Raw genomic sequence first — 14,573 nt, 5'->3', positions numbered from 1 at the left:
GATTAGACGCGATCTGAAGAGGATACACTTATGAAAACCATACTAAACTATAAAAATATCTATCAGTACTTGCTTAATAGTTGTATTTGCCCAGAAGAAATAAAAACTATTTCACTAGAATATATAAAGCTAGATAATTTTTACAGGCAAGAGAAAGCTTTTCCCTCTGCCATTGCTGCCCAATTGGGGACTACTTTAGCCTCGCTGCATCGTGATAGCCTGAATCATCAGGAATTATACGAATTCATTGCTAAAACAGATCCTGGTAAATTAGACTATCAAAATCCTAATTATTCTGCTCAACTCCTAAACAAAATTGAGCCAGAAGATTTCAGTCATTTTACTCATGAAAGCATTATTTTTTTCAAAAATTATCATCGCCATGAAAGTTTTACATCAGCAGTAGCGGAGCTTACTCTCAATCAGCACCACTGCTGCCTGACATATAATACCCTCAAGTTAAATAACATTTTAATATCCAGGGATTGGGAGAAACTAATTTATCAAACAGAACAGTCAAATCAAGGCATTATTAAGTTGATTAACTGGGAAAACTGGAGTTGGGGCGATCCAGCGTTTGATCTGGGAACAGTGATTTCTAACTATCTACTAATATGGCTTAACAGTTTAATTGTGCATCCGGTTATTGAACTGCAAAAATCTCTGCAAATGGCAACAATACCTTTAGAGGTACTTCACCCCTCAATTGTAGCTCTTACCCAGGCGTATCTCAGTAGTTTTCCCGTTCTAGATTACTATCCTAACTTTATGACGCGAGTTATTCAGTTTGTTGGTCTTGGCTTGCTGTATGAAATTGTAGAAATAAGTCAGTGGCAAAAAAACTTTAATGATAGGGGTCTTTGCATACTTCAAGTTGCTAAGAGCTTATTGTGTCGCCCAGAACAATCATTTAACGCTGTTTTTGGGATGGCAGAATCAGAAATAACTAATTTAACTAATTTAACTAATTTAGAGCCATCCTCTATTAAATAGCTTCAAGAGTAACTTTTATGCAACTGCTACAGTCCCTTCAAGACATTGCTACTCAGGTTCAAATTAAATCTGACTTTTGTGTCAGTCATCCTAATTACAAAGTAGAGCATCCAGCCGAGGTAGTAGCCCAGTTGCAACAATTACCTCAAGAAACTCAGCCTAAGATCCTGAGTTCAATGCTGCGAGAATTTATATATGACATTTACTACAACGGTTCACTTGTGGGAGAAGCAAGTGAAGCAGTGATGGCTGATTTCTCTGTCTTAGGGGATAAAACTGTTGCAGGAATAGATTGGGAATTTTGCGAACAATTAGATAAAAGCAATAAAGGGAAAGGTTTCTTTGAGTCGGGATATCGCGTGTTAAAACAAGAACCAGATGGTAGTCTCTTAGTAGAAAAGCAAGGCATGGGTACGAGGATACATATCCAGCCAAACCGCCATCTCCAATTAGTAGATCGAGCAGCAGTTGTAGGGGACTTGGTTGTAGTCACTATGCCCCATAATTTATTTCAACTTCGATGCTATGTGGCAGTTGGAGATGTAATTGGTAATAGCAAAAAAGAATACTCTAAAGTTATAATATTCTTCAACTTCAGCCCTGAAGGTGCAGTTGCCGTCATGGACAGTTTAACGTCGCAACTGAACAAATTTAAAGTACCCTTCGGCTTCTATGTTTTAGACAACCCTTTGCATTTTGGACGCTATGATTCAGGAATTCTCCGAGTTCCTGTAGATAGCTACGAATTAGTTCGGTCAGTTTTACAGACTGTTTACGCAGAAAACAAATCGCACTTTCAGCCGCAGGTTCCCTTGTTTACTAAGGCACTTGCACCGGGACTGGCTTTAGCAGAAATGCCTAAATCTAAAGAAGATTTTGGTAGCATCCGTTGCCAACTTATTGCCAATGGTTTAATGGAAGCGAGGCTCAAGGGTGATGAATCAAAAGAAGCTAGGATGACACATATACTCCAACAGTTCGAGCTTCAAGGAATAGACTTAAAACATCCCTACCTCGACCCTAACTCTGAAGATATTTACACACCATTCGACTCCTTCTAAGATAAATTTGCTAACTATATGAATATATTAAATAAATTCCAAACAGGAATTGTTTTAAAACATAGCACATCTTTATCATTCATATCTGAGGAACAAAAAACCATCCTGAGCAATGGTCTGCGACATTTCATATTATCGAATATCCCTGAACAGGTAGTGCAAGCTTTGAAGCAAATGGTCGCAGGAACACAACTTGACAAATTAGCCACTTTACTAACAGGAGATAGGCTGGAGAAACTTATTTCACTTCTGGATTCAAAAGGTGTAGTACGACCTTTGTATGAAAATGACTTTAAGGAGACGCGCTTTGAGAAGCAAGTGGAGTTTTTCTCAGATTTCGTTGAAGACCCCAATACTGCACAAGAGAGGCTTTTAAAACAGTTAGTATGTATCATCGGTTGCGGTGGAACCGGAAATATCGCAGTTCAACATTTAGTAGCTGCTGGCGTTAAAAACTTTATATTGATTGACGACGATCTTGTGAACATAACAAACTTTAATCGCCAGTTTTGTTTTAGCCAAGCTGACCTCAATACGCCTAAGGTTGAAGCACTGCGTAACTACATTTTAGCGAGAGACCCTGAGATAAAAATTCATATTCGTAAACAAAAAATTAATTCTCTGGAAAGTTTATACCAAGCTTTGGAAGGCTTAAAAAAGCCGGATTTTATTGTGTGTTGTGCTGATACCCCACCAATTACCATTCAGACATTGGTCGTACAGTATTGCCTACAGGAAAATGTAGCGTGTACGTTCTCAGGAGTGAGAGTTTATGATGGCTTAGTAGGTCCACTCTTGACTGAGAAGAGCCATATGGAAAAATTTATTCAGCACAATCAACAGATAGAAAAGCAGCAATATGAAAATTCTCCAACAGTCATATCGTCGTCGATTTCATACCTTAATACAATGATCGCAACCTTAATGATCGCGGATGCGATCAATCTGCTTGCTGGTATTAAAAAGCCGCTCTCTCTAAACACGACCTTACAGTACAATGCTGACCAGGCAAAGATGGTCACGATTTCTGAGTGGTAGGAGTTGATTTACCAAGTCTGTAACAAAAACAATTCGGACTACTACTATCAAGTTACTTAATTTATGAGTGAAAAACTTAGTCTTGGCGTTCTCGATTTCTGCGATTCAATCACTACGACAATTAGACTTGCTCCCCGGATTGAAGCTTTTGGATATTCCCGCTATTGGCTAGCAGAGCATCATGGTGATGGTCTTGCCAGTCCGGAACTATTAATTCCTATTCTTGCAGGACTAACTAAGAGGATTCGCGTGGGAATGGCTGGAGTTCTTCTTTCCTTCTATAGTCCCTTAAAGGTAGCCGATAATTTTAAGTTGCTCGAATTATTATTTCCCCAGCGCATTGACTTAGGGATTGGTCGTGGTGGGGCAGATCAATTGACAACTCAAGCCCTTCTTGACGGTAGAACTAGGGAACTGGATCTCGACCTTTACAAAGAGAAAATAGAGTATCTGATAGATTACTTGCAGGGAAATTCACAGGTGCGGACAACACCTGCTATCTCTACCTACCCGGAGGTTTGGGTTCTCGGTACCGGGTTCAATAGTATGCACGTAGCTGCATATAAAGGTCTTGCCTACAGCCATTCGCTCTTTCATCGAGGATGTCTTGATGACCCCAGTATCCTCAAACAATACCGAGAAACTTTCCAGCCCCACGGTGAAAAAGCCCTAACCCCCCGATGTAACATAGCCGTGGCAGGCATTTGCGCGGACACTGAAGCTCGGGCATACGAATTACAACAACAGCACGCCAACAATTTTGTTATGCTCAACATAGTAGGTACTGCCAATCAGTGTAAAGAGAAGTTGCTGGCGTTGCAAGAGCGTTATGATGTTGACGAAATTATCTTTTTTGATGTCTGCCGGGAATTTAATGACCGCCTACGTTCTTACGAATTGCTTGCTGCTGAACTTAGATTAACAAGTGTGTCTGCCCAAACCAAACAGTTGGCAGTACACGCTTCTAACAACTCCTATGGACATGCCACTTAATTGCGATCGCAATTAAGCTGCGTCACGATTTCTAATTCCGCAATTTGTTGCTTTAACCAAACTCCAAACAAATCTGCCAAAATCTGAACACGCAGCTGCTCGTTTAATTTGGCTTCAATAATTTCCTCAACCAAAATTATATGCACCCCTTTTGGCGTAATTATTGGCTTGAGGATCTGTGGTGGAGTGGCGGCAAACACCGCTGCTGCAATCTCCGGTCGGAAATCTTGGCGGCGTTGTATTCCGCGATATCCCCCGGCGCGGCGGATTTCTGGTTCTTCAATGTATTGGCGGGCGATTTCTTGGAAACTAATTTCGTCTTCTTTTAAGGCACAAAACAGTTCCAGAGCCAAGTCTTCATCATCCAAAATTACTTCATAAGTGACCGCTCCGGCATAATCGAGTTGGTGTTCATAAAAGAACGGTTCAACTTGCTCTGCAAATAGATGTGTCGCTAATTTGTTAGAGAGCTGGTTTGTGTATGCCAATGCTTCAAACTCATCTAGGGAAAGATGATGTTTTTCCAGCCATGCCCAGGTATCTTCAGCTTTGAGGAGTTTATTGGTTAACCGCAAGTTATCTGCTGCCTGCTGAAGTTCTTCTAGTTCGAGTTTAATGCCTACTTTCTCGGCAGTATCGGTAATAATTTTGCGACAGGCGATCGCTTCTACTAAACCAGGAAATTGAGCGGAAATTTTGATTTGATAAAGGATGTCTTCGTTGGATACATTGATCGATTTTGACATATTGTAATTCCTCCCATAATCAATGGATTTTGTTATTTGTTCAGTGCCCTTTATTTTGTAATTAACTAAGGACTAATCTACAGACATTGCATACAACGTCTCTACTAAAGCTCTAAACCGCCTTTTTGCAACTTCTTAAACGGATCTAAGATGAAGTCAATTACACGACGCTGCCGGATAATCACCTCGGCAGTCGCTGTCTGACCTGGCGTTATTAGGATACGTTTGTCGCCATTTTGGATATACGGCTGCTGTAGGGCAATATCCAAATCAAAAGTTTCTATCTTGCCAGAGTTAGTTTCTTTAACTTTTGAGTCTGGTGAAATATGACTGACGCGCCCAAGCATTACTCCATAATCTTGGAAGGGATAGGCATCAAACTTGATTTTGACCCTCGCTCCCACCTTCAAGAAACCACTTTGTTGGCTAGGCATCTCAGCTTTTAGTACAAAAGGAGATTCCTTGGGGGAAATTTGAGCAATCATCTGACCGGGTTGTACCACAGACCCTGGCTTGTCGATGGGCAATGCAAAAATTATGCCATCAATAGGCGATCGCACTACTCGTTGCTGTAACTGTAAATTTAAGGATGCGATCTGGCTTTTGATTTGAGCAATCTCTGATTGCATCGCTGCAATTTGTGATTGCAGGTCTTTTAGCTGTTCGGTCGTTTTAAGCATAGCCAGTTCGCCTGTATGAATCAGGCTATCTTGGTTACGTTGCTGCTCTTGCAAGCGGAGTTGCGCTTGCTGAATATCCGCCTCTGCTTGATTAATAGCCCTCTGATAACTGTTTTGTTGCTCTTGCAAGCCCGACTGAGCCTGAGCTATCTCCGACTTTGCTTGTACTAGGTTTTGGTAGTTTTCTTTGACCGACTGTTCCACTTCTAAAAACCGATCTTGTGCAATTGCACCTTCTTGATAAACTTTTTTATATCGTGGTATTTTTTCCTTGGCACCCTGGAAACGAACTTGTGCTAACTCGCGGGCTGCCTTGCTTGAATCAACCGCTTGCCGCGCCTGATTGACTTTAGCGAGTTTTTCTTCTTTTTGTAAGTTGTAGGCACTCTTGAGAGTATCAAGGTTCTGTTGCGCCTGCTGCACTTGCGCCAGTTTTTCTGATTGTTGCGCTTGGTTTTGCTGCTGCTGGGTATGGATAGTGACCTGCAATTGATTTTTGAGGAGTTCGAGTTGCCTCTGCTGATTTAATTGCCCAGAAAGCTTTGCCTGCGCTTGCTGCAAATCGGTTCGCAGTAAATTAGATTCCAGTTCGACCAGAGTTTGCCCTGCTTTGACAGTTTCACCTTCTTTTACTCTCACAGTGATGACGTTTCCTGACGCTGGAGAGTCTATTCTTTGCGTTGCGCCTAATGGTTCAATACGTCCTCTGGCGCTTCCTGTTTCATCCACCTGAGAGAGCATCGCCCAAGGTAAGGCGATCGCTGTAAAGCCTACGATCAAATACAGCATTGAACGCGTCCAACGCCGAGGCAAGGCATCCAGTAGTTCCTCGGTGCCGTAAAACCAATCGCCGGTTTGAGTTTGTGCTGGCGATCGCTCTTTAACCTCACTAGAATCTTCAGCTGACTTAGGTGCATTGACTAGGGATGATGAATTACGAGATGGGTTAGGCATAGTTTTTTAGGAGTGAGGGGTGAAAAGTCATAACTCATAACTTTTACTAAGTTTGAGCCAACTGTTGCTGGTTGAGGTAGTAGTAATGACCTTTTTTGGCGATTAATTGCTTGTGAGTACCGCTTTCGACCAATACGCCGCCGCGATCTAAAACCAGGATCAAGTCTGCATTACGCACGGTGGAAAGGCGATGGGCGATTATTAGGGTTGTCCGCCCTTTGAGAATGGTGTTGAGGTTGTTTTGAATGATCCGTTCGGATTCAGCGTCGAGGTGACTGGTTGCTTCATCAAAAATTAATAAGCGGGGATTCCCAAGCAAAGCACGGGCGATCGCTAACCTCTGGCGTTGTCCCCCAGATAACATCCCGCCACCTTCACCGATTTGGGTTTCATAACCCATTGGCAATTGCTTAATAAATTCGTCTGCTCCTGCCAAACGCGCTGCCTCAATAATCTCTTCTAGAGCCGCTTCTGGATGAGCGATGCTTAAGTTTTCCCGAATCGTACCGCCAAACAAAAAGGTATCTTGATCCACAACACCAACTTGAGAACGGAGCGAGTTCAGGGAAATGCTTGCCACATCTTGACCGTCGATCAACACATTGCCATCTGTTGGCGGATATAAACCCAAAATCAACTTGGAAAGGGTAGTTTTCCCAGAACCGCTACGTCCCACCACCGCTACAGTTTGCTCTGGCAGTACCTCAAAACTGAGATTTTCCAGCACGTTAATATCGCTTTCTGGGTGATAGCGGAAAGTGACATTATCAAAGCGAATTCTCCCTTGAAGTCTGGGTAAGTACTGGCGGGGTTGATGTTGTAAATCTTCTTCTGGCTCTGCCTCAAGGACATCATTAATCCGCTCACTAGAAACAATCACTTCCTGCACTTGATTCCACAGCACTGCCAGCCGTTGGAAAGGATGAATGATGTTGCCCAACAACATATTGAAAGCAACTAATTGTCCAATGGTGAGTTGGTTTTGAATCACCAGCCATGCCCCAAACCACAGCAATGCTGTAGTGGCAACCGATTCGATAGAGGAACTGAAAATTTGCAGGCGGTTAGCAATCACTTGCCCACCAAAGCTTTTTTTAATCAAACGATGGAGCTTTTCCTCCCAATGCCAGCGCACTGTCTGCTCAACTGCCATTGAGCGGACAGAGCGAATCCCTGTGAGGGCTTCAATCAGATAACTGTTCTCGTTAGCTGCGGCACTAAAAATCTCTCTGGCGATGCGACGCAAGAAAGGCGTTGTCATCAGCGCCAGTAGAAAAAATAGCGGTACAATCACCAGCACCAGCAATGCCATTTGCCAGCTGTACCACAACATCAATCCCACATAGATAAACACTGTCAGCAAATCGAGAATGATTGACAATGCTTCTCCGGTAAGGAAGCGCTGAATTTTCTGATTTTCTTGGACGCGAGAAACAATATCGCCAACGTAACGCGACTCAAAGAACGCCAGTGGCAGCCGGAAGGTATGTTTAATAAAACCTACCATCAGTGCTACTCCGATGCGGTTGGCAGTGTGATCCAGCATATATTGCCGCAGTCCGTTCGTGGCGACGCGGAACAAACCAAAAATTAGCAACCCTAACCCGACGGCGTTTAAAGAAAGAGTGCTGCCTTGGACAATCACTCGATCCAACAGCAGTTGGGTGAATAGTGGCGTCACCAGTCCAAACACCTGAATAAACACAGAGGCAACGAACACTTCTAGCAGCACTACCCAGTGGGGTTTGATCAACTCAAAAAACTGCCAGAATGGTTGAGTTGCTTCCTGGCTTTCTTTGAGTAGGGCTGTGGGTTGCAATAACAATGCATACCCAGTCCAACCTGCATTGAATTCTCTATTTGTGAGGGTGAGTTGACCAAGGGCCGGATCGCCTATAATGACCTGCTTTTTGGTAATTTCATAGACGACAACGTAATGTCTGCCTTCCCAGTGGGCGATCGCAGGCAGGGGTTGTTGTGCCAATTTGTCAAGGCTGGCTTTTACTGGACGAGTAGAAAAACCGATGGTTTCTGCCGCAGCAGCTAGACCTTTTAGCGATGCCCCGCTCCGACTCGTGTTAGTTAAATCCCGCAGGCGATTTACCGACAAGTGCTTGCCCCAATAGCGACTTATCATCACAAGAGTTGCTGCACCACAGTCAGAGGAGCTTTGTTGTGCAAAGAACGGATAGCGCTTGGCGATCCTTCTCCACCAATGCCCCACCGTCACCTTGGGACTGGGAAAGTAGGCTCCTCGTTTCTTTTGCTTTTGTTTTGGCTCTGAAACTGGCTGCGGAAATGGAATAACATTACTCTCATTCTTCAATCCTTCTGGGAAAGATGTGCTATGAGGCATCTGTTGGTCATCCGAGGCGGTAATTGAGTCAGAGTCAACCAATGCCAACTCAGGCCAGTGCTGGAGTGCTGTTTGCCAATCAGCATTGCTGAGACTGTACAGAATTGTTGGTTGCACTGCCTGCCAAATACCTTTTCCAACAGCGCAGATATTCGCAGGTGTCAAGGATTGACCGGATGAATGTTGCAGTTCTCCCCGGCGCAGCAGCCACAGTTTGCAATCTTTGGATAATGTTGGACTCAGGGTGCCAATCTCCAGATTGTGCCGCGAGAAATAAGATAAGGCAAGGAGGATTTCCTCAACAGAAGTGTTGCGAGGAAGTTGATTTGAGCGGCAACACAACAGCAGCAAATCCCAAAGTTCTGCTTTGCGGTATAGGCGATCGCTCAGACTGACATATTTGCCCATCAAAGGTTGCAAAACTTCATCCTTGAGATAGCAAAGCTTTAAGCTTGTAGAAGCTCTAGCGGTGTAAGGTTGAAAGACATCTTTTGCAAACAGAGTCATTTCGCCGAATGATGCCCCGCTTGTTAGGGTAGTGATTAAGTTATTAGAGCCATCCATTAATCTGACTTTACCCGCAACGATGATGTAGATCCCACCCTTTGCGGTTTCTGCTTGCCAAAACTGCTTTGCTACTGGTGGCTCGACGATTTCCACCGCATTGACACAGTTTGCCAGTTCATTTAATGAAAGCGAATTACCCAAGCTAGCGGTAATTTTTTCACTAAGCTGTTCCTGGGAAAATACTAATGGCATTCCCTCACCTCCAACACACAATTATTTCTTGGTCTAAATCAAATTGAATGACTAATGGTAACTAGCCTCATTGGATTACAAGTCGCAGATCGTAATACGAGTATTCTTGGTATGGTTTGTTGCTCCTTTAGCAAAAGAGCGTTTTTGTTTTGTAGAAAGCCCCATTTGTTTCAGCAATCGATTAATGTGGCGCTCGCTAATTTCAATGCCAAATTCAGTCGCTAGATGTTTGCTCAACCATTGGGCTGTCCAGCACCCAAATGCATAGCCATAGTCACTAGGGCTATGGCTCACTAATTCCTTCAACCGTTCGATATATTGGTCGTTTACAGTTTTAGGTCTGCCTATCCCCCGCTCCTGCCATGTATGCGCCAGACCTGCTTGTGCTACAGCACTCCAGTAGCGTGCCATCTCCTGAGAACAACCTAACATTTGACAGATTTGGGTTTGAGATTTGCCCTGATCTGCCAACAACATAATTTGCAGCCTCCGATGATATTCTGGTAGAAAATTCAAATGTAAATTCTTCAGCAAAACCTTCCGTTGAAAGGGTGTTAAGAACTTACTCTTACTAAAGTCGTAGCTTTCAAAAGCTTGTTTTTGACTGGAAGGATATGTCATCATTATTACCTATTGCTTTCAACTGTAAAATATGCGCGAGTTTTTTCTCCGCAATTGTTGCTGAAATCCCAAATCATAAGGGTTCATATCTATCAAGTTAATTAGCAAAAGATATGCTAATTAATTAGTCACGTCATAAGCAATTAACCCTGAGAGTTTCCTCTAGGGATTTGGCAGTATCAGGGAGTTTTTCCTGGGTATCCTAAGATTTTAATTTTCTATCGAAGCCGGGTTAATGAACATTTGTTAGAGCAAAAAATTGCTGTTTATGAAATGTTGATAAAAATTGGAAGACTCATAGAAACCTTTTGACGGCTTTAGAGGTTGTTTGAAAAGTGGTTAGCTGTGATTTTAGGCATTTATTTATCCCCCCTACAAAGGGGGAACTGGAATCAAAACCCTCCAATTTATCGGGTGATTTAAAACGTTTTGCTACCAACAAAAGGACTTTTCAAACATCCTCTTCAACTATGAAGTTTGGCTATGTTAAGGAAATCTGGGAAACAAGTTAATAGTTTAACCTTCATATATTTACGTAGGTTAAGTTTGATTCTCGAATAAATTTGAGCCATTTTGTATGGCTGGAAAACTAGAAATAGCTAAATTTTAGCCCTTTTCTAATCTAGATATTGCTGTAAATCAGTAGTTCTCTAAACACGATTCCAATGAAAAATCAAAATTTCCTCCATTTCCTCCATTTGTATCCTGGACTACTTTTTTTCTCTGATGATATTTTGATACATATTGTCAAAATTTTTCTTTTTTTAATAATTTTTTAACAAAACTTTATAATAAAAATAAGTTAAGCTTAACCTATTATTAATAATAGATAATACATCCATCAAAAGAAGTAAATATTATTTTAATAAATCTATATCGCTGTAGAGTTTAAGGCTCTATAAACTTGTCTAAAAATGAATTTTGCAGAAAAAATCGATTTTTTAGTGCTTAGCCTACAAAAATTTTAGTGAAAATCCAATATAAAGCTGAAGTTATCATATTAATTTAAAATTATAATAGTTGCCATACTTGACTTAGAGAGTAATGTTAACTATATAGGAATCATATTTAGTTTCTGATAAAAGTTGCGAGATAATATGGATGTTTGAGTGGCTTCTCCGATACACTACCTTTGATTTTGCTACTCTTCAAATGTACGGAGCTTTTTCAGGAATCAAATACTAGGGCGTGTTTTAAAACTCGATAAAATGGGTGTTTTGTTTCGATGTTCAAGGTAGCCGCCAAGACGAGCGATGCCTACGGCGGGCTTCGCCAACGCTTCCACAGCCCAGCTAACTGTTAGCACCTTGGGTAGTTTAGGAGATTTAGCTTTCAAAATCCGAAACTCAAGGGGATTAAGAATTTTGATGGCGGGGGCTGAGGGCTGGGTACGGTGTAGATAAGTTAATTGCAGCAGTTCGACAGCAATCACACTCAAGAAACCAATTAAGGTTTTTATACCATCGGCAGCGAGTCTGTATCGTTCCACCTGACACCCCGACTTCAAAATTTTATGATATTCTTCCACACGCCAACGATATGTATACCAGCGTAAAATCGTAGAAGCTGTTTGGATATCTGCGACAACTTCCGTGGTTAATAATATCGTGTCCGGTTAAAGACTTATAATTAAAATGGCAGGGGGAAAGAGAGTTTCCTGGTTTTGGTTAGCAAAAACTCATAAGCTCTCTTGAGTACTGTTCCACTACTGAAGATTTCCGATAGCGCAATGCCTTATCCAATACTGAGAGCATAGCCTATCGACATTGCACGCTCATTTAATCGGCGGTAAGCGAAGCCATGCCGTCAGGCTTATCGCCTAGTTCAAAGATTGCAAAATTTTTTTCCCACCAGTCCAGCATTGCTCGTCACCTTTAGCACCCGATTTCAATTACTGTACCGTATATACGGTACTATTTTCTAAATCCTTTATCAGTAGGCTTTTCAAGACTTAACGGGAAAAGTCAGTATTGATATGAGTTCTATAGTTGAGCAATCGATAAAGGCTTCGATGCGCGATCGCTACAATCCATTGAAGTAATTTTGCTGAAAAACGGGAAGACTATGGTTAATCCCAAATGGGGAAATTTCTATAAAAATCCCGAACAGCAAAATGCTCAAAAAATCTCTACTTAACTGTTTAATTTTACCTTTTTCTCTAGTGCCCTGGTTCTGTGTGGGAACGCTTTTTGATTCTCAAGCCAATGCTTTACCAGGACAAAGTACAGAAGAGGTAGGCACTTGGATTAAAGCACATCCAACACTCCGCCCCAGGAGAGGGGAGCAATTATTTGTGCAAAAAACTGATACTGCTGCCCAACGATTCACTTTTCAAGCGTCGGTATTGCCTCCTGGTAGAGTGGAGTTTTCCAAAGACCGTGGCACAATTCGGACTGAGCGCATTACTATGTATGATGCTATTAACGGCATGACATTTGCGCGTCTCCAAGAATCCTTGCGGGTAATTTATGGGTTGGAGATTTATCAAGACTACGATCGCGCCCAAGTCGTGTATCAATATCCCAACCAAAAGGTAGTTAATTCTGCGCGTCTGGCCAAAACTCCAATTCGGGAAGCCTTAAAGGGAGAATTACGAGTAGGCGATCGCTATGTATATTGGGTGGAAGTTGCTCAACCCAAGAATGGCAAAGCTTTTACCGGTCAAATGACGGTTTTGCTCAAAACTGACCTAGACAAGTTAGAAAATGAACTACAAATTCGTTAATAGGCATCTATCTGAGTGCTGAGTGCTGAGTTAGGAGTGCTGAGTTAGGAGTGAGGAATTATTTTCTTTGTCCCCTGCTCCCTCATCTCTTCCCTAACTCCATCTGAGCTAAGGTTTGCCATATACCCGAAAAGATACTTTCAGCTGCTAAGGAAATTCGTAGTAAATCTTCTTTGAGTAGTGGCGGCCAATCAACTCCGGCTTTACGCCCTGCACCAAATAGCTGTTGCGCCTTAATGCTTAACTGATAAAGGGCCAAAGCCAGTTCTCGGTCTACGCTTTTTGCATCTTTGAGGGCTTCAAACACCACTTTCAATGCCAACAAAATTGAAGTGATCTGACCGGGTACCGGCGGTTTGCCCTGTTTCATACGCGTTAACAGCGCATCTGGGTTTTCCTCGGTTGTGATTGTCTGATCTATGAGGAGTTTCCTAGCTGTTTCGTAATTCATGTAGTCAGTTTAGCGTACATTTTGCTTCAGCAGTAATACTTAATTAAAAAGTAATAAAACGGCTTTCTAGTTATTTATAGCAATCTCTGATGATTTATGAAATGATAGGCGTGGGGAAAATGATGAGGAATTGGCGATGCTCTAGGTTAACCAGATAGATTGAATATAATATCTTTGAAAAATACACCTAACTAGGAATCAAAAGTAAAATGATCTCACCGAATTTAGTAGAAATTGAGCGCTCTATCCTTGCCTTGTCTGTGGAAGAACAACTTTGGTTGTTAGAAAGTATTGTTCGGCAAATCCGCGAAAGGGAGTATGAAAAAGATAAGTTTAATGATGCCCAAAATTTAGATGGACAACTGCAACTAAACGCTATTGAGCCAAACATTCAAACACAAATTACTACTATAAATGATGAGTTTGCAATTTCGGAAATTCTCTAATATCTAGGAATATAAATTATGAAATTGCCCGACTTAAAAAGTTAAATATACAATTTATCGGTAAGCGATCGCAGTCTCTAAATTAATCATTTACATTGCAAAAACAATTTTATTCCGTAATAAAAACAAGTTTTTGCGTAATCTAGATTGCCAAACTATTATCGTTTACACGGGGATGTAGCGATCGCAAATTCCCTTTTAATTTTGTTTAATCTATCTTTACGATTCAACCCCATTATGGTATACAACTGTGGGAAATACGCTCTGATGATGTTGCTGATTATCAGTCAATAGGGACAATCTCGCAAAAGCAAATTTTAACGGTGCTTATTACATTGTTTGAAGTTATGTAGCCTTTTGATTACGGCCTATCAACCACTGCGGTAGACTATGCGTTGATTATGATTCTTTCGCAGAGAAGAACACTCGAAAGGAGCCGTTTTTTCAATGTCTCATACCGTAAAAATCTACGATACCTGCATTGGCTGCACCCAATGCGTCCGCGCTTGCCCTACTGATGTACTTGAGATGGTTCCTTGGGATGGCTGTAAAGCTGCTCAAATTGCCTCTTCACCCCGTACAGAAGACTGCGTGGGCTGTAAGCGTTGCGAAACTGCTTGTCCCACCGACTTTTTAAGCATCCGGGTCTACCTGGGCGCTGAAACAACTCGCAGTATGGGTCTAGCCTACTAAAAAGCTGAGTGCCGATCGGAGCGCTGAGTACTGAGTGCTGAGTGCTGAGTGCTGAGA

The 14,573-nt window shown here is 42.0% G+C and carries 13 protein-coding genes and 1 pseudogene; 7 read left to right on the top strand and 7 right to left on the bottom strand.

All coding sequences use genetic code 11. The features are described from left to right. Positions 1 to 30: 30 nt before the first annotated feature. The 4 genes from V7K45_RS28835 to V7K45_RS28820 all read left to right on the top strand — a co-directional run bounded on the left by V7K45_RS28835 (position 31) and on the right by V7K45_RS28820 (position 4,085). Complete coding sequence (locus V7K45_RS28835; protein ID WP_335008760.1) at positions 31 to 993, top strand: aminoglycoside phosphotransferase family protein; 963 nt, start codon at positions 31 to 33, stop codon at positions 991 to 993. Between the two features lie 17 nt (positions 994 to 1,010). Beyond that, entirely contained in the window at positions 1,011 to 2,054 is a 1,044-nt protein-coding gene (locus V7K45_RS28830; RefSeq protein WP_335008758.1) for a T3SS effector HopA1 family protein, read from the top strand. An 18-nt stretch (positions 2,055 to 2,072) separates the two neighbouring features. Beyond that, positions 2,073 to 3,092: a ThiF family adenylyltransferase gene (locus V7K45_RS28825; protein ID WP_335008756.1), complete on the top strand. Its 1,020-nt coding sequence runs from the start codon at positions 2,073 to 2,075 to the stop codon at positions 3,090 to 3,092. A 63-nt stretch (positions 3,093 to 3,155) separates the two neighbouring features. Beyond that, positions 3,156 to 4,085: an MsnO8 family LLM class oxidoreductase gene (locus tag V7K45_RS28820; protein WP_335008754.1), complete on the top strand. Its 930-nt coding sequence runs from the start codon at positions 3,156 to 3,158 to the stop codon at positions 4,083 to 4,085. Here V7K45_RS28820 and V7K45_RS28815 read toward each other — a convergent pair. The 6 genes and pseudogenes from V7K45_RS28815 to V7K45_RS33110 form a co-directional block, all read right to left on the bottom strand. Further along, on the bottom strand, positions 4,082 to 4,831 hold the full coding sequence (locus V7K45_RS28815; RefSeq protein WP_335008752.1) for a peptidylprolyl isomerase: 750 nt from the start codon (positions 4,829 to 4,831) through the stop codon (positions 4,082 to 4,084). The two genes, V7K45_RS28820 and V7K45_RS28815, sit on opposite strands and share 4 nt — an antisense overlap. A 104-nt stretch (positions 4,832 to 4,935) precedes the next feature. Further along, positions 4,936 to 6,465: an HlyD family efflux transporter periplasmic adaptor subunit gene (locus tag V7K45_RS28810; protein WP_335008750.1), complete on the bottom strand. Its 1,530-nt coding sequence runs from the start codon at positions 6,463 to 6,465 to the stop codon at positions 4,936 to 4,938. Between the two features lie 46 nt (positions 6,466 to 6,511). Next, complete coding sequence (locus V7K45_RS28805) at positions 6,512 to 9,580, bottom strand: peptidase domain-containing ABC transporter (RefSeq protein ID WP_335008748.1); 3,069 nt, start codon at positions 9,578 to 9,580, stop codon at positions 6,512 to 6,514. 75 nt (positions 9,581 to 9,655) lie between these two features. Then, the gene (locus V7K45_RS28800; protein WP_335009012.1) at positions 9,656 to 10,201 is read right to left on the bottom strand and encodes a helix-turn-helix domain-containing protein; all 546 of its coding nucleotides are present in this window, start codon (positions 10,199 to 10,201) and stop codon (positions 9,656 to 9,658) included. A 1,207-nt stretch (positions 10,202 to 11,408) separates the two neighbouring features. Beyond that, positions 11,409 to 11,807, bottom strand: a pseudogene (locus V7K45_RS28795) (hypothetical protein); the annotation flags it as partial. 23 nt (positions 11,808 to 11,830) lie between these two features. Beyond that, entirely contained in the window at positions 11,831 to 11,917 is an 87-nt protein-coding gene (locus tag V7K45_RS33110; protein ID WP_442942066.1) for a hypothetical protein, read from the bottom strand. Between the two features lie 397 nt (positions 11,918 to 12,314). On the opposite strand from V7K45_RS33110, the gene V7K45_RS28790 reads away from it, so the two are divergent. Next, the gene (locus V7K45_RS28790) at positions 12,315 to 12,926 is read left to right on the top strand and encodes a hypothetical protein (protein ID WP_335008746.1); all 612 of its coding nucleotides are present in this window, start codon (positions 12,315 to 12,317) and stop codon (positions 12,924 to 12,926) included. An 82-nt stretch (positions 12,927 to 13,008) separates the two neighbouring features. On the opposite strand, the gene V7K45_RS28785 is transcribed toward V7K45_RS28790, so the two are convergent. Continuing rightward, positions 13,009 to 13,377, bottom strand: a complete 369-nt coding sequence (locus tag V7K45_RS28785) for a Dethiobiotin synthetase (RefSeq protein ID WP_335008744.1) — start codon at positions 13,375 to 13,377, stop codon at positions 13,009 to 13,011. A 209-nt stretch (positions 13,378 to 13,586) separates the two neighbouring features. On the opposite strand from V7K45_RS28785, the gene V7K45_RS28780 reads away from it, so the two are divergent. After that, positions 13,587 to 13,823, top strand: a complete 237-nt coding sequence (locus V7K45_RS28780; RefSeq protein ID WP_335008742.1) for a hypothetical protein — start codon at positions 13,587 to 13,589, stop codon at positions 13,821 to 13,823. 447 nt (positions 13,824 to 14,270) lie between these two features. Continuing rightward, positions 14,271 to 14,516, top strand: a complete 246-nt coding sequence (psaC, locus tag V7K45_RS28775; RefSeq protein WP_012411495.1) for a photosystem I iron-sulfur center protein PsaC — start codon at positions 14,271 to 14,273, stop codon at positions 14,514 to 14,516. The last annotated feature ends 57 nt before the right edge of the window (positions 14,517 to 14,573 follow it).

The sequence above is a fragment of the Nostoc sp. genome, assembly GCF_036917375.1.
In the GTDB taxonomy this organism is placed as follows: domain Bacteria; phylum Cyanobacteriota; class Cyanobacteriia; order Cyanobacteriales; family Nostocaceae; genus Nostoc.
The sequence above is the reverse complement of the archived record's forward strand: the minus strand, read 5'-3'. Positions and strand labels throughout refer to the sequence as shown.

Bases quoted from the DNA above. Each gene is read 5' to 3' on its own strand.
- V7K45_RS28835 (WP_335008760.1), top strand. From the start codon at position 31: ATGAAAACCATACTAAACTATAAAAATATCTATCAGTACTTGCTTAAT.
- V7K45_RS28830 (WP_335008758.1), top strand. From the start codon at position 1,011: ATGCAACTGCTACAGTCCCTTCAAGACATTGCTACTCAGGTTCAAATT.
- V7K45_RS28825 (WP_335008756.1), top strand. From the start codon at position 2,073: ATGAATATATTAAATAAATTCCAAACAGGAATTGTTTTAAAACATAGC.
- V7K45_RS28820 (WP_335008754.1), top strand. From the start codon at position 3,156: ATGAGTGAAAAACTTAGTCTTGGCGTTCTCGATTTCTGCGATTCAATC.
- V7K45_RS28815 (WP_335008752.1), bottom strand. From the start codon at position 4,831: ATGTCAAAATCGATCAATGTATCCAACGAAGACATCCTTTATCAAATC.
- V7K45_RS28810 (WP_335008750.1), bottom strand. From the start codon at position 6,465: ATGCCTAACCCATCTCGTAATTCATCATCCCTAGTCAATGCACCTAAG.
- V7K45_RS28805 (WP_335008748.1), bottom strand. From the start codon at position 9,580: ATGCCATTAGTATTTTCCCAGGAACAGCTTAGTGAAAAAATTACCGCT.
- V7K45_RS28800 (WP_335009012.1), bottom strand. From the start codon at position 10,201: ATGACATATCCTTCCAGTCAAAAACAAGCTTTTGAAAGCTACGACTTT.
- V7K45_RS28790 (WP_335008746.1), top strand. From the start codon at position 12,315: ATGCTCAAAAAATCTCTACTTAACTGTTTAATTTTACCTTTTTCTCTA.
- V7K45_RS28785 (WP_335008744.1), bottom strand. From the start codon at position 13,377: ATGAATTACGAAACAGCTAGGAAACTCCTCATAGATCAGACAATCACA.
- V7K45_RS28780 (WP_335008742.1), top strand. From the start codon at position 13,587: ATGATCTCACCGAATTTAGTAGAAATTGAGCGCTCTATCCTTGCCTTG.
- psaC (WP_012411495.1), top strand. From the start codon at position 14,271: ATGTCTCATACCGTAAAAATCTACGATACCTGCATTGGCTGCACCCAA.